15 protein-coding genes are annotated in these 19579 nt (G+C 67.0%); 5 read left to right on the forward strand and 10 right to left on the reverse strand.

The window, feature by feature from the left end; genetic code table 11:
• Window positions 1–86: 86 nt before the first annotated feature.
• The 10 genes from atpD to queD form a co-directional block, all read right to left on the reverse strand.
• Complete coding sequence (gene atpD / locus AC2EWF_RS07870; RefSeq protein ID WP_483638803.1) at window positions 87–1520, reverse strand: F0F1 ATP synthase subunit beta; 1434 nt, start codon at window positions 1518–1520, stop codon at window positions 87–89.
• An 82-nt stretch (window positions 1521–1602) separates the two neighbouring features.
• Window positions 1603–2520, reverse strand: coding sequence for a F0F1 ATP synthase subunit gamma (gene atpG, locus AC2EWF_RS07875; protein ID WP_483638804.1), 918 nt, complete (start codon window positions 2518–2520; stop codon window positions 1603–1605).
• 113 nt (window positions 2521–2633) lie between these two features.
• Complete coding sequence (gene atpA, locus AC2EWF_RS07880; RefSeq protein WP_483638805.1) at window positions 2634–4184, reverse strand: F0F1 ATP synthase subunit alpha; 1551 nt, start codon at window positions 4182–4184, stop codon at window positions 2634–2636.
• Between the two features lie 134 nt (window positions 4185–4318).
• Window positions 4319–4849, reverse strand: coding sequence for a F0F1 ATP synthase subunit delta (locus AC2EWF_RS07885; RefSeq protein ID WP_483638806.1), 531 nt, complete (start codon window positions 4847–4849; stop codon window positions 4319–4321).
• Between the two features lie 3 nt (window positions 4850–4852).
• On the reverse strand, window positions 4853–5323 hold the full coding sequence (locus AC2EWF_RS07890; protein ID WP_483638807.1) for a F0F1 ATP synthase subunit B: 471 nt from the start codon (window positions 5321–5323) through the stop codon (window positions 4853–4855).
• A gap of 92 nt (window positions 5324–5415) precedes the next feature.
• Window positions 5416–5700 carry a F0F1 ATP synthase subunit C gene (gene atpE, locus AC2EWF_RS07895; protein WP_450088476.1) on the reverse strand — a complete coding sequence of 95 codons (285 nt, stop codon included), beginning with the start codon at window positions 5698–5700 and terminating at the stop codon, window positions 5416–5418.
• Between the two features lie 62 nt (window positions 5701–5762).
• Entirely contained in the window at window positions 5763–6578 is an 816-nt protein-coding gene (gene atpB / locus AC2EWF_RS07900; protein WP_483638808.1) for a F0F1 ATP synthase subunit A, read from the reverse strand.
• 3 nt (window positions 6579–6581) lie between these two features.
• Window positions 6582–6947 (reverse strand): hypothetical protein, encoded by a 366-nt coding sequence (locus tag AC2EWF_RS07905; RefSeq protein WP_483638809.1) that lies wholly within the window; start codon window positions 6945–6947, stop codon window positions 6582–6584.
• Window positions 6948–7205: 258 nt separating this feature from the next.
• Window positions 7206–7589 (reverse strand): phasin family protein, encoded by a 384-nt coding sequence (locus AC2EWF_RS07910; RefSeq protein WP_483638810.1) that lies wholly within the window; start codon window positions 7587–7589, stop codon window positions 7206–7208.
• Between the two features lie 287 nt (window positions 7590–7876).
• Complete coding sequence (gene queD, locus AC2EWF_RS07915; protein ID WP_483638811.1) at window positions 7877–8230, reverse strand: 6-carboxytetrahydropterin synthase QueD; 354 nt, start codon at window positions 8228–8230, stop codon at window positions 7877–7879.
• Between the two features lie 193 nt (window positions 8231–8423).
• Between queD and AC2EWF_RS07920 the strand changes: the two genes are divergently transcribed.
• The 5 genes from AC2EWF_RS07920 (at window position 8424) to AC2EWF_RS07940 (ending at window position 19568) form a co-directional block, all read left to right on the forward strand.
• On the forward strand, window positions 8424–9560 hold the full coding sequence (locus AC2EWF_RS07920; protein ID WP_483638812.1) for a glucokinase: 1137 nt from the start codon (window positions 8424–8426) through the stop codon (window positions 9558–9560).
• 98 nt (window positions 9561–9658) lie between these two features.
• Complete coding sequence (locus AC2EWF_RS07925) at window positions 9659–11992, forward strand: beta-N-acetylhexosaminidase (RefSeq protein WP_483638813.1); 2334 nt, start codon at window positions 9659–9661, stop codon at window positions 11990–11992.
• A 141-nt stretch (window positions 11993–12133) separates the two neighbouring features.
• Window positions 12134–15328, forward strand: coding sequence for a TonB-dependent receptor (locus AC2EWF_RS07930; RefSeq protein WP_483638814.1), 3195 nt, complete (start codon window positions 12134–12136; stop codon window positions 15326–15328).
• A 130-nt stretch (window positions 15329–15458) separates the two neighbouring features.
• Window positions 15459–16847, forward strand: coding sequence for an APC family permease (locus AC2EWF_RS07935; protein ID WP_483638815.1), 1389 nt, complete (start codon window positions 15459–15461; stop codon window positions 16845–16847).
• A 3-nt stretch (window positions 16848–16850) separates the two neighbouring features.
• Window positions 16851–19568, forward strand: a complete 2718-nt coding sequence (locus AC2EWF_RS07940; protein WP_483638816.1) for a glycosyl hydrolase 2 galactose-binding domain-containing protein — start codon at window positions 16851–16853, stop codon at window positions 19566–19568.
• Window positions 19569–19579: the final 11 nt, after the last annotated feature.

The following is a 19579-nucleotide window of genomic DNA, read 5'->3' on the forward strand; positions in this document are numbered from 1 at the left end:
CTTACGCGGGAAACGATTGGGTAAAGAACAACTGGCTCTGATCGCAGCGTCGCCGCCAGCTTGCCCATGCCTTTTGCGGAAGCCGCTTACGCGGCTTTCTTGGCGCCCATCTCCTCGCCCTTCTTGATCGCTTCGTCGATGCCGCCGACCATGTAGAACGCCTGCTCGGGCAGGTGGTCGACATCACCCTCGACGATCATCTTGAAGCCGCGGATGGTTTCCTTCAGCGACACGTACTTGCCGGGCGCGCCGGTGAACACCTCGGCCACGTGGAACGGCTGGCTGAAGAAGCGCTCGCACTTGCGGGCGCGCGCCACCACCTGCTTGTCCTCTTCGGACAGCTCGTCCATGCCGAGGATGGCGATGATGTCCTTCAGCTCCTTGTAGCGCTGCAGCATGCCCTGCACGCGGCGGGCCACGTCGTAGTGCTCCTGGCCGACGACCTGCGGATCGAGCTGGCGGCTGGTGGAGTCCAGCGGGTCCACCGCCGGGTAGATGCCCAGCGAGGCGATCTGGCGCGACAAGGTCACGGTGGAGTCGAGGTGCGCGAAGGTGGTGGCCGGCGACGGGTCGGTCAGGTCGTCCGCGGGGACGTACACGGCCTGGATCGAGGTGATCGAGCCGGTCTTAGTGGAGGTGATGCGCTCCTGCAGCACGCCCATTTCGTCGGCCAGCGTCGGCTGGTAGCCCACCGCCGACGGCATGCGGCCGAGCAGTGCGGACACCTCGGTGCCGGCCAGGGTGTAGCGGTAGATGTTGTCCACGAAGAACAGCACGTCCTTGCCCTTGCCGGACGCGTCCTTCTGGTCGCGGAAGTACTCGGCCATGGTGAGGCCGGTCAACGCGACGCGCAGGCGGTTGCCCGGCGGCTCGTTCATCTGGCCGTAGACCATCGCCACCTTCGACTCCGGCAGGTTGTCCAGCTTCACGACGCCGGCGTCCTGCATCTCGTGGTAGAAGTCGTTGCCTTCGCGGGTGCGCTCGCCTACGCCGGCGAACACCGACAGGCCCGAATGCTGGGTCGCGATGTTGTTGATCAGTTCCAGCATGTTCACCGTCTTGCCCACGCCGGCGCCGCCGAACAGGCCGACCTTGCCGCCCTTGGCGAACGGGCAGACCAGGTCGATCACCTTGATGCCGGTTTCCAGCAGCTCGTTGGCCAGCGCCTGTTCGTCGTAGGACGGCGCTTCGCGGTGGATCACCCAGCGGTCTTCGGCGTTGATCGGGCCGACCTCGTCGATCGGGTTGCCGAGCACGTCCATGATGCGGCCCAGGGTGGCGTTGCCCACCGGCACCTTGATGCCTTCGCCGGTGTTGCGGGCGAGCAGGCCGCGCTTCAGGCCATCGGTGGAACCCAGCGCGATGGTGCGCACCACGCCATCGCCGAGCACCTGCTGCACTTCCAGCGTGATCTCGGTGCCGTCGATCTTCAGCGCGTCGTACACCTGCGGCACCTGATCGCGTGCGAACTCGACGTCGATGACCGCGCCGATGATCTGAACAACTTTGCCCTGGCTCATGGATGTGCTCCGGATGGATCTTTAAGTGTCTGTTGCGGCGCCGCTGCGCGTCGCCAAAATTCTTCTTGGGGAGCTGCTGCGATCAAACCGCAGCAGCTCCTCCGACGATCTCGCTGATTTCCTGCGTGATCGCCGCCTGGCGGGTCTTGTTGTAGACCAGCGTCAGCGTGTCGATCACCTTGTTCGCGTTGTCCGATGCGCTCTTCATCGCAACCATGCGCGCGGCGTGCTCGCTGGCGAGGTTTTCCAGCACTCCCTGGTACACCACCGCCTCGATGTAGCGGCCGAGCACGTGCTCCAGCACGGTCTGCGCGTCAGGCTCGTAGATGTAGTCCCAGTCGTGGGTCTGCTCCAGCTTGATGCCTGCGTACGCCGACTCGCCCGCCGCCTGGTGCGCCTCCAGCTCAGCCGCGACCAGCGGCAGCGGCAGCAACGCGTCGATGGTGGGCTTCTGCGTCATGGTGTTGACGAAGTCGTTGTAGGCGAGGAACACGCGATCCAGCGCGTTCGCCGTGTAGGCGTCCAGCACCACCTTGATCACGCCGATCAGCTGCTCCAGCTTCGGGCGCTCGCCGAGATGGGTGGTGCTGCCGATCAGGTTCACGCCCTTGATGCGGCGGAAGAACTGCAGCGCCTTCTGGCCGATCGCCACCACGTCGACCTGCACGCCCCTGCCCTGCCACTCCTGGATCGCCGGCAGCAGGCGGCGGAACATGTTGGAGTTCAGGCCGCCGCACAGTCCCCGGTCGGTGGACACCACGATATAGGCCACCCGCGCCACGTTCTCGCGCTCGACCAGGAAGGGATGCCTGAAGTCGGTACTGGCCTGGGCCACATGGGCGATCACCTTGCGCATGGAACGCGCATAGGGACGCGAAGCCTTCATCAGATCCTGCGCCTTGCGGATCTTCGAGGCCGAGACCATCTCGAGCGCGCGCGTCACCTTGCGCATGTTCTGCGTGCTCTTGATCTTGGTTTTGATTTCGCGTCCGCTTGCCATGGGTCTCGCTCGCTATGCTCGCTCGGGGATTCGGGATTGGAGATTCCGGTTTCGCAGAGGCGGGGGCCGTGGTTCTTCCGAATCACGCATCCCGCTCTCGGATCCCGGCTTCCTCACCAACTACCCGTCTTCTTGTACTCGTCCAGCGAGGCCTTGAAGACGCCTTCAATCTCGGCGTCCCAGGCGCCGGTGGCGACGATCTTCTTCATCAGCTCGGCGTGGTTCTGGTGCATGAAGGCGTGCAAGCCCTTCTCGAAGGCCAGCACCTTGTTCACCGGCAGGTCGTCCAGATAGCCCTTCTCGGCCGCGTACACCGACAGCGCCAGCTCGGCGATCGACAGCGGCGCGTACTGCGCCTGCTTCATCAGCTCGGTGACGCGCTGGCCGCGGTCGAGCTGGGCGCGGGTGGCCGGGTCGAGATCCGAGGCGAACTGCGCGAACGCGGCCAGCTCGCGGTACTGCGCCAGCGCCAGCTTCACGCCGCCGGAGAGCTTCTTCACGATCTTGGTCTGCGCCGAGCCGCCCACGCGCGACACCGAGATGCCGGCGTTCACGGCCGGGCGGATGCCGGCGTTGAACAGGTCGGTCTCGAGGAAGATCTGGCCGTCGGTGATCGAGATCACGTTGGTCGGCACGAAGGCGGACACGTCGCCGGCCTGCGTCTCGATGATCGGCAGCGCGGTCAGCGAACCGGTCTTGCCCTTCACCTCGCCGTTGGTGAACTTTTCGACGTACTCCTCGGAGACGCGCGAGGCGCGCTCAAGCAGGCGCGAGTGCAAGTAGAACACGTCGCCCGGGTAGGCCTCGCGACCCGGCGGGCGCTTCAGCAGCAGCGAGATCTGGCGGTAGGCCACGGCCTGCTTGGACAGGTCGTCGTATACGATCAGCGCGTCCTGGCCGCGGTCGCGGAAGTATTCGCCCATGGCGCAACCGGCGTACGGGGCGATGTACTGCAGCGCGGCCGACTCGGAGGCGGACGCGACCACCACGATGGTATTGGCCAGCGCGCCGTTCTCTTCCAGCTTGCGCACCACGTTCGCGATGGAGGAGCGCTTCTGGCCGATCGCCACGTAGATCGAGAAGATGCCCGAATCCTTCTGGTTGATGATCGCGTCGATGGCCAGCGCGGTCTTACCGGTCTGGCGGTCGCCGATGATCAGCTCGCGCTGGCCGCGGCCGATCGGGATCATCGAGTCGACCGACTTGTAGCCGGTCTGCACCGGCTGATCGACCGACTTGCGCCACACCACGCCCGGCGCGACCTTCTCGATCGGCGAGCTGAGCTTCGCGTTGATCGGACCCTTGCCGTCGATCGGATTGCCCAGCGAATCGACCACGCGGCCGAGCAGCTCCGGGCCGACCGGCACTTCGAGGATGCGCCCAGTGGTCTTGGCGACGTCGCCTTCGCGCAGGTGCTGGTACTCGCCCAGCACCACCGCACCGACCGAATCACGCTCCAGGTTCAGCGCCAGCGCAAATGCATTGCCGGGCAGCTCGATCATTTCGCCCTGCATCACGTCGGCCAGGCCGTGGATGCGCACGATGCCGTCGGACACGCTGATGATCGTGCCCTCGTTGCGGGCTTCCGCGCCGAGCTTGAACTGCTCGATGCGGTTCTTGATCAGCGCGCTGATCTCGGACGGGTTCAGGGTGGTGCTGGACATGGGTCGATATCCTGAAATTTGAAAGCCTTTTTAAGAGTCCAGCCGCAGATGGCTGGCTTTTGCTCTTTTGCGAAAAGGACTTCGCATGAAACTTGGTGTGGATCTGCTGCCCGCGGCGGGAGTGCCGCGCGGAATCAATTCAATGCACTGGCGAGGCGCTCCAGGCGCCCACGCGCGGAACCGTCGATCACTTCGCTGCCGGTATCGACCACCACGCCGGCCAACAGCGAGGCATCGACCGCCGTTTCCAGCTCGATCTCGCGCTTGAAGCGGCGCTTCAGCGAGGCCTTCAGCTGTTCGGCCTGAGCGGCATCCAGCGCCATCGCGCTGGTCACCTTGACCAGCAGCTGCGACTCGGACTCGCGGCGATACTGCTCGTACAGCGCCGCCACTTCCGGCAGCAGCGCCAAGCGGCGGTTCTCGGCCATTTCGCCCAGGAACTGCGCGAACGGCGCATCGGCGGCCATGCCTTCGGGCAGGTGCAGGGCCACCAGCTGGGCCGGCTGCACCCGCGGATCGCCGCCGAGCGCCGCCACGCGTGCGTCCTGTGCCACCGCAGCGGCGAACGCCAGCGCCTGTGACCACGCCGCCAGCGCGCCGCCGGCATGAGCCAGCTCGAACGCGGCGCGGGCATAGGGGCGGGCGAGGGTGATTGCCTGGGCCATGGATCAGACCTCGGCGGCGAGTTGGTCGAGCAGCGCCTTGTGCGTGGAGGCATCCACCTCGCGCTGCACGATCTTCGACGCACCCTGCACAGCCAGCGCCCCCACGCGCTCGCGCAGCTGTTCGCGCGCCTGCTGCGCCATCGCGGCGATGTCGTCCTGCGCGGCGGCCTTCAGCCGGTTGATCTCGACGATGGCGTCGGCGCGGGCCTTGTCGAGGATGCCGTTGGCCTGCTGCTGCGCCTTGTCGATGATCTCGGACGCCTGCTGGCGCGCCTTGCGGATCTCGTCCGCCACCTTGGTGTCGGCACTTTTCAGCTCGGCGTGCGCGCGCTCGGCGGCGCTGAGGCCTTCGGCGATCTTGATCTGCCGCTCCTCGATGGCCTTGTTGAGGTGCGGCCAGATAAAGTGGACGCAGAACCAAATGAGGATGGCGAAAGCAATCATTTCGCCGATCAGGGTCGCGTTGAAGTCCATCGCTGCCTTACCTGCAAATACGGAATGGAGCCGGCGCGGACTTCAAGCGATCCGCGCCGAGAGAAGGACGGCGTCAGGCGCCGCCCAGGACATCAGCCAAGCTTCGACAGCAGCGGGTTCGCGATGGCGAAGTACATGGCCAGCGCCACACCGATCAGGAACGCCGCGTCGATCAGACCGGCCAGCAGGAACATGCGGCCCTGCAGCAGCGGCACCAGCTCCGGCTGGCGGGCGGCGGCTTCCAGGAACTTCGAACCCATTACGCCGATGCCGATACAGGCACCGAGCGCACCGAGACCGATGATCAGGCCGAGGGCGATGGCGGTGAAGCCCTGCACCTGGGCGATTTGAACGATGTGAGCGGCGACTTGGTCCACGGTGATCTCCTCAAAAAACGATTTTTGCGTTGAAGGGTTGGAAAATTGAAACAGAACCGGAATCAGTGATGGTCGTGCGCCATCGAGATGTACACGATCGTCAGCACCATGAAGATGAAGGCCTGGATCGAGATGATCAGGATGTGGAAGAGGCCCCACACCGTGTAGCCGATGACGCCCATGCCATAGAGTGCCCAGCCAGCCAGGCCCGCACCCGCGCTGAACAGGCCAGCGATCAGCATGAACACCAGCTCGCCCGCGTACATGTTGCCGAACAGTCGCATCGCCAGGCTCACCGGCTTGGATACCAGTTCGACCAGATTCAGCGCGAAGTTGGGGAGCCACAGCAGCGGGTGCTTGCCGAACGGCGCGGTGAACAGCTCGTGCATGTAGCCGCCGAAGCCCTTGGCCTTGAAGCTGTAGACGATGATCAGCAGGAACACCGTGATCGACATCGCGAACGTCATGTTGATGTCGGCGGTGGGCACGGCGCGGAAGTGGCCGATGCCGAACTGCTCGGTGATCCAGGGCAGCAGGTCGACCGGCAGCAGGTCCATCGCGTTCATCAGGAACACCCAGATGAACACGGTCAATGCCAACGGACCGAGGAAGCGGCGGTCGCCGTGGAATACGTCCTTCACCTGACCGTCGACGAACTCGAGGATGATCTCGACGAAGGCCTGGCCCTTGCCCGGCACGCCGGAAGTGGCCTTGCGGGCCTTCGACCAGAACCACAGGCAGAACAGCACGCCCAGCACCAGCGACACGGTGATCGAGTCAAGGTGCACCGCCCAGAAGCCGCCTTTGCTCGCGTGCGGCACGAGGTGCGTGAGGTGGTGCTGGATGTATTCGGTAAGACCGCCCGGCTCGCTTGCCATGCATCAACCCTTGAATCTGAACGCCAGCAGATAGACCGCGTAGGCAGCCACCAGCCCCGTCACGGCGGCCAGCGGCGGCAACTTGTACTGAAACAGGATCAACCCCAGCCCGCCGACGACCACTGCCCACTTCAGCAGCATGCCGAGCAGCAGGCGGACGAATGCCGCCGCGCCACCGACCAGCCGACCGAAGACCTGCACGGACATCAGCGCGGTACCCAGCGCCACCGTGAACCCTCCGGCCGCGGCCGCAACCGCCTCCCGGTGCCCCCTCAGCAGGAACAACGCGCCGACCATCGCCGCTACCGCGAGTTGCAGCAGCATCGTGCGCAGTGCGAGGCGCCGACCGGCGTCGAGACTGTTGAGCACGTAACCTCTCCGCATCGGTTTCCACCAGGTGGCACCGATACAGCCACGAACCATGATCCAATCCGTAAAAGTATATCAGTGCACCTCGCGCAGCGACAAGCCGCGAGCGCTGTGGCAACTTGTCCCGCAGGGCGCCGATCCGGCACCGTTGCTGCCTGATTCACCAAAGAAAAGGGCCGGACTGGGGAAGTCCGGCCCTTGCTGCCGCGCGGGAGGGAGGGGGCCGCCGGCAGGCTACCACTCGGGTTGGTGCCCTCCTTACTTCGCGGCGGCCTTCTTCGCGGCCGGCGTGGCCACCGCCTCGTTGGCGGCCTGGCGCTGTTCCTGCACCAGCGCCTGCAGCGACTCCGCAGCCTTCTGCGTCACGGCGATGATTTCCTGCGAAACCGCCACCGCACGCTCAGCCTGCTCGCGGCTCAGGCTGGCGCCCTTTTCCCACAAACCACGCAGGGCGTCGGCATCGCGGGTCTCCAGCGCCTCGGCCACGAAGGCAGCCGAATCGCGCGCCTGCTGCTCCAGCGCCTTGAGCTGCAGCCCGGCGACCGTCTCCAGGCTCTTCAGGGCCAGCGACTGCGCCTTGAACGCGCCCTCGGTGACCTGCTTGGTGTAGGCGAAAAACTGATTGCTGTACTGCTGAGTCATGAGCTTGCCCTCGTGGGGTTTGCGGGTAGTGATGAGCACTCTAGCAAGTATTTTTGTGCATTGCAATATATTTTTTGTGGACTGGCAAGACCACTGTGAAAATATTCAGGATATACACGCCACTGCATCAGTCACACGACTGTCGCAACGCCGCAATATCTGCGTCTTAGGGCCAAGGGAAGCAAGCGGCGCCATGCCATCGACCGCGCCGATTCCCGGCTCCTGCCGTCGTTTCGGCCTGGTCGCCGGAAGCGCGGCCGGAACGCCCGCTTTCCTGCCAGGCCCGGCTAGCCCCGGTATCGGCAACCCGACGTGCAGGTCTCGTGCACGGCAACTTCGGACAGCAGCGGCAACGCCGGCTTCAGGCGTTCCCAGATCCACATCGCCAACCGCTCGCTGGTGGGGTTTTCCAGCCCCTCGACCTCGTTGAGGTAGTGGTGGTCGAGTCGGTCATACAGCGGCCGGAACGCCGCTTTCACCTCCGCGAAATCCATCACCCAGCCGCTGTCGGCGCCCAGCTCGCCGCTCAGGTGGATCTCCACGCGGAAGGAGTGGCCATGCAGGCGCGCGCACTTGTGCCCTACCGGCACGTTCGGCAAGCGGTGCGCCGCCTCGAGAGTGAAGGTCTTGAAGATATCCATCGCGGCATTCTATAGCGCCGCCGCTGCGCACCCGCGGAGACGAACCCCTCCCTGATCGCACCTGACAATCGACTGGCGGCGCCGGCATGGATATGGCGCGACGCAACATGTCAGGCGCATGACGGCGGCCAGGCATTCATTTTATTTTTCAATTTTTCAATGACATGGAAGGAGAAGTGGGCCGGCTCCAGGCATGCCGCATCGCGGATTGACACCGGTGTCAACGCCTCGCAAGCTGGCACCCGTTCCGTTGCAGGGGAGCACGGTGAACGCGGCAATCGACCAACCGAATCGACCGGCAAGTGTCCCGACGGCGCCATTCCTGGCGGCCGACGTCGGCGGCACGCACGCCCGCGTGGCACTGGTCCAGGCCGTCCGGGACAAGGGGCGCACGGTCGAGGTGCTGGCCTACCGCAAGTTCGCCTGCGGCGATTTCGGCGGACTGGCGGAGCTTCTGCAGGCCTTCGTCGACTGCGAGCTGCGGGCCCCGGTGCGGCATTGCGTGCTTGCCTGCGCGGGCCAGCTGATGGGCGACGACGTACTCAACGACAACTCCGCCTGGCCAGTCCACCTGCCATCGGTGCGCCGGGCGCTGGCGCTGGACGACCTTGCCGCCCTCAATGACTTCGAGGCGCTGGGCTACGCACTCGACGATCCGCAGGCCTGCGGCGGCCGCCTGCTGTGCGGGCCGGACCGCCAGGCGGATGGCCCGACGCTGGTGATCGGCCCCGGCACTGGCCTGGGTGCGGCGGTGCGCTTGCCCGGCTCCGCCGGCGGCAGCGTGCTGACCACGGAAGCCGGCCAGATGGATTTCGCGCCGCATTCGGTCCGCGAGCGCGAGATCCTCGCGCAGCTGGCGCCGGATGGCGGCTACCTGCCCTACGAGCGCGTCGTGTCGGGCCCCGGCCTGCTGACTCTCTACCGGACCCTGTGCACCTTGCACGGGGCAACCTCCTGGCTGCCCACGCCCATGGCCGTCACCGCGGCAGCCATGGCCCGCAGCGACGTGCAGGCCACGGAAGCGGTGGAAGTCTTCTGCGCGACGCTGGGAAGTTTCGTCGGCAGCCTGGCCATGACCTTCATGGCCAGCGGCGGCGTATACCTGGCCGGCGGATTCCTGGATTCCATGTTCGACCTGCTCGAGCGCAGCGCCTTCGAGGAACGGTTCCTGCACGGGCGCAGCGTACGCGCGTTCCTTTCGCAGGTCCCGGTGTGGGTGACAGAGCATGGACGCCAGGGCGTACTGGGCGCGGCGCGGTGGTACCTCCGGCGCGGCGCGTCCGCTGCAGCGATGCCGCACCCCGCCGCGGCAGGCGGTCCGGTCCCATGAACGGCATCGCGACATTGGCCCCGCGCCTTGCCCAACATCCGGGAGCGAGGGTGCATGCGCGGAGCCTTGCCACGTTCGCCGCCGCGTGGCTGGGGACCATGGGGGTCGCCACGGCAGCGCCGGCCGTACCCGCCTGGTCGCTGCTGCCGCAGCCCGCCCAGGCGCGCCCCGCCGCGTCGCCTGCGGTCGAAATTGCGGACGGCGCCGCCATCGCGATGCGCGGCGCGGATCGCCCGCAGCTGCAGGCCATCGCGGACCGGTTCATGCGGCGGCTGGCCGATACACGCGGCCTGCGATTGCATGCGGCAACGGCAGCCGATGCGCACGCTGCCATCCGCTTCGACGTGGACCCGCACGCGGACGTGGCCGGCGACGCCGGCTACCGCATCGTGGTCGGCGACCAAGGCATTCGGGTTACCGCGCGCACGCCGCGCGGCGCGTTCTACGGCAGCGTCACGCTGTGGCAATTGCTGACCCCGCCCGGCTGGATCCGGGGCAGTGCGGCCATGGTGGCCGCAGGCGTGATCGACGACCATCCGCGGTTCGCCTGGCGCGCGTTGCTGCTGGACTCGGGCCGGCATTACCAGAGCGTGGCCGAGATCGAGCGGCTGATCGACTGGATGTCGCTCGACAAGCTCGACGTGCTGCTCTGGCACCTGACCGAGGACCAGGGCTGGCGCCTCGACATCCCAAAGTATCCCGAACTCACGAAAACCGGCGCCTGCCGCCAGGCGGTGGGCCTCGATGCCGAGTTGACCGGCTCGCCCCGCAAACCCTACTGCGGCCACTACACCGGCGCCGAGGTACGCGAGATCGTGCGCTATGCCGCCGCGCGCTACGTCACGGTGGTGCCGGACATCGACCTGCCCGGGCATTCGCAGGCTGCGGTCGCCGCGTATCCCTGGCTGGGCGTCAGCGGCCAGCGTCCGCCGGTATGGACGGACTGGGGCGTCAGCCCCTGGCTGCTGAAGCCCGACGCAACGACCCTGCGCTTCGTCGACGACGTGCTCGACCAGGTGATGCGGCTGTTCCCGTCGAAGTACGTCTCGATCGGCGGCGACGAAGCGGACAAGCAGCAATGGAACGCCTCGCCCGAAGTGCGTGTGCAGCTGCACCGGCTGGGCCTCGCGAACATGGACCAGCTGCAGGGCTGGTTCACCGGCCAAGTCGCCGGGTATCTCGTCGCGCACGGGCGCACGCCGGTGGGCTGGGACGACGAACTGGTCGCGGGGGCGACGCTGCCTGCCGCGGAAACGGTGATGTCCTGGCACGGCGATGACAGCGAACGCGTGGCGCTGACCGCGCTCCGCCAAGGCCATGACGTGGTGATGACGCCGCAGGAGTCGCTGTACTTCGACCATTACCAGTCCGGCCTGCCCGACGAATGGCCGGGGCAGCCGCCGATGGCGACGCTGCAGCAGGCTTACGACACCGCCGTGATCCCGCGGGGCGCCAGCGCGGCCGAAGCCAGCCATGTGATCGGCGTACAGGCCGGCCTCTGGACCGAACTGATGCCCAGCTTCGCGCGCGACCAGCATGCGCTGTACCCGCGCATCGCCGCCCTGGCGGAACTGGGCTGGTCGCCGGCAGCCAGCCACGACTGGCACGGTTTCCTGCAGCGCCTCCCTGCCGAACTGGCACGCTACCGCGCACTCGGCATCGGCTACGCCGACACGGCGTTTGCGCCCGCCTTCGAGGTGACGGCAGGCGCCAAGGGCACGCTGCGCGTCGCGCTCGCCACCCAGGCCGGCTTCGGCACGATCCGCTACACGACCGACGGTTCCGCGCCGACGTCGACGTCCACGCCGTACGTCCGTGCGCTGACATTCCCCGCGCAATACCGGACGACGCTGCGTGCGGCAACGTTCGCGCCGGACGGCTACGAGCTCGCCGCGCCGCGCACGCAGGTGCTGGACGCCGCAACCCTGCTCCGCCGCGATGGCAGCCAGCTCGCCACGTGCTCGCACCAACCGGGCATGCGCCTTGGCGGCCAGCGACCGGCCCAGGGCCCGCGGCCAGTCTACGCGATGGACGTAGGCAACATGTGCTGGCTGTGGCCGCAGGCGCCGCTGGCCGGCGTCACGCGCGTCGCGCTGGAGGTGGCGCGAGTGACATGGCGCTTCGGCGACGAGGCCAGGGACGCCGTGGTGCGGCCCAGGGCCAGCGCGGCCGGCGAGTTCGAGATCCATGCCGACTCCTGCACGGGGCCGCTGCTCGCCCGCGTGCCGCTGGCCCCGGCGCTGCAGGAGCCGGGGCAGACCCGCCTGGGCGCACCGGTCACGACGACGCAAGGCAGCGGCGCCCGCGACCTCTGCATCGTCGCCACCGGCGATCCGCGCGACGGGCAGTGGGCGCTGGCCCGCATCACGTTTTCGAGAGGCAGCAGGGAAACCGGTGTTCCGCAGGGGGAGCGCCGAACGGGGAAACGGTGATGGCGCACAGCGCCACGCCGGTTGCATCGAGTGACTGCCGCGCCATGCCGCGTCGCATGGCGGACGTCATCCCGATGCGCAGGTTTTGAAGCAATGCGGAGCAGTTGGGATTCGACCGACATCAACCGAGAGGCAAAGCCCATGTCCACCAGCCATCGCAAGCACCCCTTGTCATTCGCCATATCCGTGTCGCTGCTCGCCGCCGTGGCGACCTCCGCCATGGCATCGCCGCGCCCGGGTGCCCAGGCGGACAGTCCGGGAGCGCAAGCCGCCTCGCCGCAGGACACGCAGGCAACATCGCCGGCCAAGGCCGCCAAAACGCAGTCAAAGGCCGATGCCGCGAAGCAAAAGGCGGCGGTCACCTTGTCCACGGTCACCGTCTCCGGTGTGCGCGCGTCGCAGATGCGCGCGATCGACCTGAAGCGCACGGCGCCGAACATCCAGGACAGCATCACGGCGGAAAACATCGGCGCGCTGCCCGACGTGACCATCACCGACTCCCTGCAGCGCGTCACCGGCGTGCAGATCAACCGCGACGCTGGCGTGGGCACCTCGGTGGACGTGCGCGGGCTGCCCCAGGTCGGCACCATGCTGAACGGCGAGGTGTTCATCACCGCGGACCAGATCGACTCGCAGCAACCCGACTTCACCATGCTACCGTCCACGCTGTTCCACGGCGTGGACGTGGTCAAGTCGTCCACCGCCAACGAGACCGACGGCGGCATAAGCGGCGCCATCAACCTGCATACCTACCGGCCCTGGGACCTTCCCAGCGGGTTCACCTACAGCTATTCGGCCAACGGCGAGCGCGGCAGCACCACGCGCCACTGGGGGCCCGAGGCCAACGGCCTGATCTCGTTCAACGACGACGGCAAGTGGGGCCTACTGGTCTCCGCCGACTTCTCCAACACCACGCGCGAGAACTCCACCGAGGGCCTGGACCAGTACGGCGTGGTGCTGAACGGCGAGAACGCCACCAGCGCGGGCGGCTACGGCGGCTTCCTGACGTCGTGGAACGGCGCGCCGATCCCCTCGCAGATCGTGCAGAACGCCGATGGCAGCGTGGACGTCAACGGCGACGGCAAATCCAACGGCGTGTTCATGGGCAGCCAGGACATCGGCCTCAACGACATCACCACCCAGCGCAAGCGCAAATCCGGCAATGCCTCGTTCCAGATGGACCTCGGCAACGGCTTCAGCCTGACCAGCGACTACTTCTACTCGCAGCAGCGCGAGTACGACCGCAACTTCGGCATCCAGTTCAACTCCACCAACTGGCAGGGCGCCACCTACGTGCCGCTGCAATCGCGCAATACCGGCAGTCCCGCGCTCGGCTCCTATGGCACGCCGGAGCCGGGCTGGGAGGGCTCGCAGCTGTTCACCACGCAGGTGTACGAGAAGTGGCCGGGCGACGTGGAGTCGTACTCGCAGATCGTCCAGAAGAGCTCCGTCGCGAAGAACTTCAACCTGCAGCTGGACTACGACAACGGCGGCAATTTCACCGGCAGCCTGCGCGGCATCCGCGACACCGCCTCCCAGTCGAACGCCGAAACCGACGTCAACATCTCCGACTCCGACGGCGCGCTGTGGCCCAACGTGTTGAACGACGGCGTGAACGTACCGCCCGGCACGATGATCTATCCCGCCCAGCTGGGCGGCAACCGCGTGTTCAACGCCAATGGCATTCCGCAGAACACGGTGCCGATCGTCGCGAACTTCGGCGGCCGCTACCTCACGGTCAGCATGCCCTCCTCGCTGGCGACCGATTTCGCCAACCCCAACGGCTGGACCATGAAGACGCTGGAATCCTCCGGCGACTACAACCGCGAGGTGGCGTTGAACGCCTTGCGCTTCGACGGCAAGTACGACTTCCAGGACGGCATCCAGCTCGAATTCGGCCTGCGCAACAGCATCCGCAGCGCGGACAATGTCGGCTGGACCCTGGAAACGCCGGTCTATGCCGGCATGGGCGCGAGCGACCCGAACGGATGCCTGGTGCGCTACGTCGGTGCCGACGTGGTCCTCAACAGCGGCTCGTGCACCGCGGGCAACGACCAGGGCTACTTCCGCGCGGGCCCACTGTCCGCCATATCGATGCCGAACACCGCCGCGCCGCTGTCGGGCAACTTCAGGCAGTACAACAACCTGCTCGGCTCGGGCATCAACTTCTGGGCGATCAATCCCTCCGCGATGATCGACCCCCTCGCGTACTGGAAGTCGCTCTACCCCGGCACCGTGCAGGTGGGCGAGCCGGGCACCACCTGGGGCGTGGGGCTGAAGGAGTTGTCCGGCTACCTGCAGGGTGATTTCAGCGGCACGCTTGGCACCATGCCCTACAGCGGCAACGTCGGCGTGCGCGTGATCCGCACCCACCTCAACGTCACCCAGCACTTGAGCGGTGCCCCGGGTTCCTACGGCGACGAACCGGCCGACATCGGCACCTCGATCACCAAACGCAGCTACCAGGACGTGCTGCCTTCGGCCAACTTCGCGCTGGACATCACCGACAACCTGAAATTCCGGCTGGCCTACTCCAAGAACATGATGCCGCTGGACCTCAGCACCTGGGGCGGCGGCCTGCAGCTGAACTACTCGCTGATGGAGACGCCGCAGGGGCCGATTTTCCGCGTCGCCAATGGCCAGTCGAGCGGCAACCCGAGCCTCGACCCGTGGCGATCCACCAACTACGGCGCATCGCTGGAGTACTACATCAACCCCACCAGCATGATCAGCCTCGCGCTGTTCCGCATCAACGTACAGAGTTTCATCAAGAGCGGCAGCGTGACCAACTGCACCCTGCCGGACGAAGACGGCGTGGTCCGCAACCACTGCATCGTGATCAACGAGCCGGTGCAGGGCACCGGCAACAGCATCCACGGTGCGGAGTTCGACTACCGCCAGGGCTTCACCTTCCTGCCCGGTATCCTGTCCAAGACGGGCATGGAGGTGAACGCCACCTACGCACCCAGCAACTCGGGCGAAAGAGACCTGTCCGGCGCCAAGATCCCGTTCCAGGACAACTCCACCAAGTCCGGCAACTTCATCCTGTGGTACCAGGACGACCACTTCCAGGCGCGCCTCGCGTACAACTACCGGTCGCGACGCGCAGTGATGGACAGCGTGGGCGGCATCACCGGCATGGAGATGTACGAGGCGCCGCAGAAGTACCTCGACGCCTCGGTCTCGTACAAGATCAACAAGTACGCCGAAGTATTCGTGGACGGCACCAACCTCACCAACGAATACCAGCGCTACTACCTCGTCTGGCCGGACCAGCCCGGGCACTCGACGTTCTCCGAGCGCATGTTCATGGTCGGCGTGCGCGGACAGTGGTGAGCGGAAGGATGCGCCGGGACGGACGCGTGCACTGCGCGGCCGCCCCGGGTGCGACAGGCCCGGCGCGCCATGGACGGCGGCCGGCGACGACGTTCCCGCCTGCACGACCCCCCGTGTTTCCGAGGTAGCCATGCCCGACTCCCCCGCACGCCGACCCGTACGTGACGGCCACTTCCACCGCTCGATCGGCCTGTTTTCGGCAACGGCGATCAACATGACCCAGATGTGCGGCATCGGGCCGTTCATCACCATCCCGATCATGGTCGCCACCATGGGTGGTCCGCAGGCGGTGATCGGCTGGATCGCCGGTGCCATCCTCGCGGTGGCCGACGGCATGGTCTGGGCAGAGCTGGGTGCCGCCATGCCAGGTTCCGGCGGCACCTACGTCTACCTGCGCGAAGCCTTCCAGTACCGCACCGGCAAGCTGATGCCCTTCCTGTTCATCTGGACGGTGCTGCTGACGATCCCCCTGCTGATGTCGACCGGCATCATCGGCATGGTCGAATACCTGGAGTACTTCTTCCCGCGGCTGGGCTGGTGGCCGGTGCACCTGGTCAGCCTGGCGGCGACCGGCCTGGTCACCTGGCTGCTGTACCGGCGGATCGAGTCGATCCGCGCGATCACCATCGCGCTGTGGGTCATCATGCTGGTGTCGGTGATCGGCGTGTCGGCAGCAGGCCTCTCGGACTTCCACCCCGGCTACGCCTTCAGCTACCCGGCCGGCGCGTTCGGCAGCCACTTCTTCGTGGGCCTGGGCGCGGGGCTGATCCTCGGCATCTATGACTACCTCGGCTACTTCACCACTGCCTACATGGGCGACGAGCTGCGCAACCCCGGCCGCACGATGCCCGGCTCCATCATCATCTCTGTGATCGCGATGATGGTCGTCTACCTCGTGCTCAACCTCAGCGTGCTGGGCGTGGCGCCATGGCAGGAGATCGCCAGGTCGCAATCGGTGGCCTCGCTGGTGGTGGAGCGCAGCTGGGGGCACCTGGCCGCGTCGGGCATGACCGTGCTCATCATCGTGACGGCGTTCGCCTCGGTGTTCGCGGGCCTGCTGGGCGGCTCGCGCGTGCCGTTCCAGGCGGCACACGAGAAGGTCTTCCTGTCGGTGTTCGGCAAGCTGCATCCGAAGTACGGCTTTCCGCACGTGGCCCTGCTCACGATGGGCGTGGTGACGGCGATCGGCACCTTCTTCGACCTCACCGAGGTCATCAACATGCTGCTGGCGGCGACCATCATCGTGCAGTCGATCGCGCAGATCGCCGCGCTGGTGGTGCTGCGCCGGCGCCAGCCGCTGCTGATCCGGCCGTACCGGCAATGGCTGTATCCGATACCGTGCGTGGTGGCGCTGCTGGGCTGGATCTACGTCTACGTGTCGGCGTCCGCCATGTCGCTGATCCTGTCCGGCGCGTGGATCGTCGCCGGCCTGGTGGTGTTCGCAATCTGGGCCAGGGTCAACTGTTCCTGGCCGTTCGCACCCGTGGAAATCCGCGAAGCCTATCTGGGGAACGACTGAGCCATGCACATCCCGGCCAAACCCGTGTTCCGGCTGCTGGCGGCGCTCGCCTTCGCGCCGCCCGTCCATGCGCTGACCACCTACGCGCCCACCGCGGTCGGCGGGGCCGGCTCCACTGCCGCCATCGCAGCCTGGCAGATCCAGGACAGCGCCAAGGCGCCGCAGGATGGCGCCGCGATCTCCGCCGCGGGCTTCTCTCCCAAGGGCTGGTACCCGGTGAGCGGCCGCGCGACGGTGATGGCCGGCCTGCTGGAGAACGGCGTCTACAAGGACGTGTTCCACAGCGACAACCTGCGTGCGGTGCAGGTGCCCGACGCCAGCGGCAACCTGTTCGTGCTGCCCTGGTGGTACCGCAGCGAGTTCACGCTCGCGGGGAGCGCGCCGGGAACGCATACCCTGCTGCGCACCAACGGCATCGTCGCCAGTGCGGATCTGTGGGTGAACGGACATCCGGTCGCCGACCGCGCGGCCGTCGCCGGCGCCTATCCCGTGCACGAGTTCGACATCACGCGCCGGGTGCATGCGGGCGGCAACACATTGGCCTTGCGCGTGCACCCGGCCGATCCGCGCGCGAGCCTGTCGATCGGCTGGGTCGACTGGAACCCCACGCCGCCGGACAACAACATGGGCCCGTGGCGCGGCGTGGACATCGTGCGGACGGGTCCGGTCGAGCTGCGCTTCCCGCAAGTGACCTCGGCGCTGTCGCTGCCCGATCTCGCGCACGCGGCGCTAACCGTGCAGGTGGAAGCGCGCAATCTCGATGACGCGGTGCGCGAGGTCACGATCAGCGGCGAGGTGGCCGGCGTCGCGCTGCGACGGACGCTCCGCCTCGCGCCCGGCCAGTCGCAGGCCGTGACGTTCACACCGCGAACCGACCCAGGCCTGACCCTCGACCATCCCCGCGTCTGGTGGCCGATCGGCATGGGCGCACAACCGCTCTACTCGTTGCGGCTGGTTGCCAGCGTCGACGGGGCGGTTTCCGACAAGGCCGGCACCACGTTCGGCATCCGCAGCGTCAGCTCGCGCCTGACGAAGCAGGGTTATCGCCAGTTCCTGGTCAACGGCCGGCCACTGCTGATCCGCGGCGCGGGCTGGGCGCCGGACCTGTTCCTGCGCGACGACCCCGCGCGCATGAAGGCCGAGTTCAGCTACGTGCGCAACCTCGGGCTCAACACCATCCGCAGCGAAGGCAAGCTGGAAGACCAGCGCTTCTACGACCTTGCCGACCGCGACGGCATCCTGGTCCTCGCCGGCTGGGAGTGCTGCGACATGTGGGAATCGGCGGCCAAGACCGGCGGCAAGCCGTGGGACGAAGCGGACGTGCGGACGGCCAGGGAATCCATGGCCAGCGAGGCGCGCCTGCTGCGCAACCATCCTTCCGTGATCGCCTTCCTGATTGGCAGCGACAACGCGCCGCCGCCCGCCATCGCGAAGGTGTACGTCGACACCCTGCATGCCGAAGGCTGGACGCTGCCGATCATCGCGGCGGCCTCCGACCAGGCCGCGGCCGAGACCGGCCCCTCCGGCATGAAGATGACAGGGCCCTACGCCTGGGTGCCGCCGTCCTACTGGTACGCGGACAAGCTGGGCGGCGCGTTCGGCTTCAATTCCGAAACCGGCCCGGGCGCCTCCATCCCGCGGCTGGAGGACCTGCAGCGCATGCTCTCGCCGCAGGAGCAGGAGGCATTGTGGAAGTACCCGCAGACGCGGCAATACCACGCCTCCGCCGCGTGGTCGCCGTTCGCCAGCCTCGCGCCGTTCGACAACGCGCTGGCCAGGCGCTACGGCGCACCGAAGGATCTCGCCGATTACGTCGCCAAGGCCCAGCTCGACAACTACGACAACGCCCGCGCCGAGTTCGAGGCCTTCAGCGCCCACATGGACGCGGCCAGGCCCGCCACCGGCGTGATCTACTGGATGCTCAACAACGCCTGGCCCTCGTTGCACTGGCACCTGTACGACTGGTACATGAATCCGGCCGGCGCCTACTTCGGCGCGAAGAAGGCCAACGAGCCGCTGCACATCCAGTACGCCTACGACTCGCATGGCGTGGTGCTGGTCAACCACACGCTGGTCGATGCGCGGGGTCTGCAGGCCCGCATCCGCGTGCGCGACCTGGACGGCAGCGTGCGCTACGAGCGCAAGCTGCAGGGGATCGGGCTTGCCGGCAACCACGTGCAGCAGATCGCGACGCTGCCGGCGCCCGCCGGCCTGTCGCGCACCTACTTTGTCGAGCTGGAACTCTCCGACGCCGGCGGCCGGCCGCTCAGCCGCAACGTCTACTGGCTTTCCACCCAGGCCGACCGTCTCGACTGGGCGCATTCGAACTGGTATCTCACGCCGCTGACGCAGTACGCCGACTTCACCGCGCTGCAGTCGCTGCCGGTCAGTGGCAGCGACGTGCAGGCGACGGTGCGGCACGAGGGTGACGGAGACATCGCCACGGTCACGCTGAGCCTGCCGGCCGCGTCCAGGGCGGTGGCGCTGTTCCAGCATCTCTCCATCAGGCGCCCCGGCGACAGCCAGCCCGTGTTGCCGGTCCTGTGGAGCGACAATGACGTTACCCTGTGGCCCGGCGAGTCACTCACCCTGACCGCGCATTTCGCCGCGCAGGGCACGACGGCGCCGGTCATCGAGGTGAGCGGATGGAACGTGCCGACGCGACGCGTCCCGGTCGCCATCGAACACCCGGCAGGCGCCGGCCAAGGAACCCCGCATTGAATCCGGCCAGA

This window comes from Rhodanobacter sp. sgz306013, assembly GCF_057031145.1.

Coding starts and splice junctions, on each gene's coding strand:
- atpD (WP_483638803.1), bottom strand. CDS start 1,520: ATGAGCCAGGGCAAAGTTGTTCAGATCATCGGCGCGGTCATCGACGTC.
- atpG (WP_483638804.1), bottom strand. CDS start 2,520: ATGGCAAGCGGACGCGAAATCAAAACCAAGATCAAGAGCACGCAGAAC.
- atpA (WP_483638805.1), bottom strand. CDS start 4,184: ATGTCCAGCACCACCCTGAACCCGTCCGAGATCAGCGCGCTGATCAAG.
- AC2EWF_RS07885 (WP_483638806.1), bottom strand. CDS start 4,849: ATGGCCCAGGCAATCACCCTCGCCCGCCCCTATGCCCGCGCCGCGTTC.
- AC2EWF_RS07890 (WP_483638807.1), bottom strand. CDS start 5,323: ATGGACTTCAACGCGACCCTGATCGGCGAAATGATTGCTTTCGCCATC.
- atpB (WP_483638808.1), bottom strand. CDS start 6,578: ATGGCAAGCGAGCCGGGCGGTCTTACCGAATACATCCAGCACCACCTC.
- AC2EWF_RS07910 (WP_483638810.1), bottom strand. CDS start 7,589: ATGACTCAGCAGTACAGCAATCAGTTTTTCGCCTACACCAAGCAGGTC.
- queD (WP_483638811.1), bottom strand. CDS start 8,230: ATGGATATCTTCAAGACCTTCACTCTCGAGGCGGCGCACCGCTTGCCG.
- AC2EWF_RS07920 (WP_483638812.1), top strand. CDS start 8,424: ATGCCGCATCGCGGATTGACACCGGTGTCAACGCCTCGCAAGCTGGCA.
- AC2EWF_RS07925 (WP_483638813.1), top strand. CDS start 9,659: ATGGGGGTCGCCACGGCAGCGCCGGCCGTACCCGCCTGGTCGCTGCTG.
- AC2EWF_RS07930 (WP_483638814.1), top strand. CDS start 12,134: ATGTCCACCAGCCATCGCAAGCACCCCTTGTCATTCGCCATATCCGTG.
- AC2EWF_RS07935 (WP_483638815.1), top strand. CDS start 15,459: ATGCCCGACTCCCCCGCACGCCGACCCGTACGTGACGGCCACTTCCAC.
- AC2EWF_RS07940 (WP_483638816.1), top strand. CDS start 16,851: ATGCACATCCCGGCCAAACCCGTGTTCCGGCTGCTGGCGGCGCTCGCC.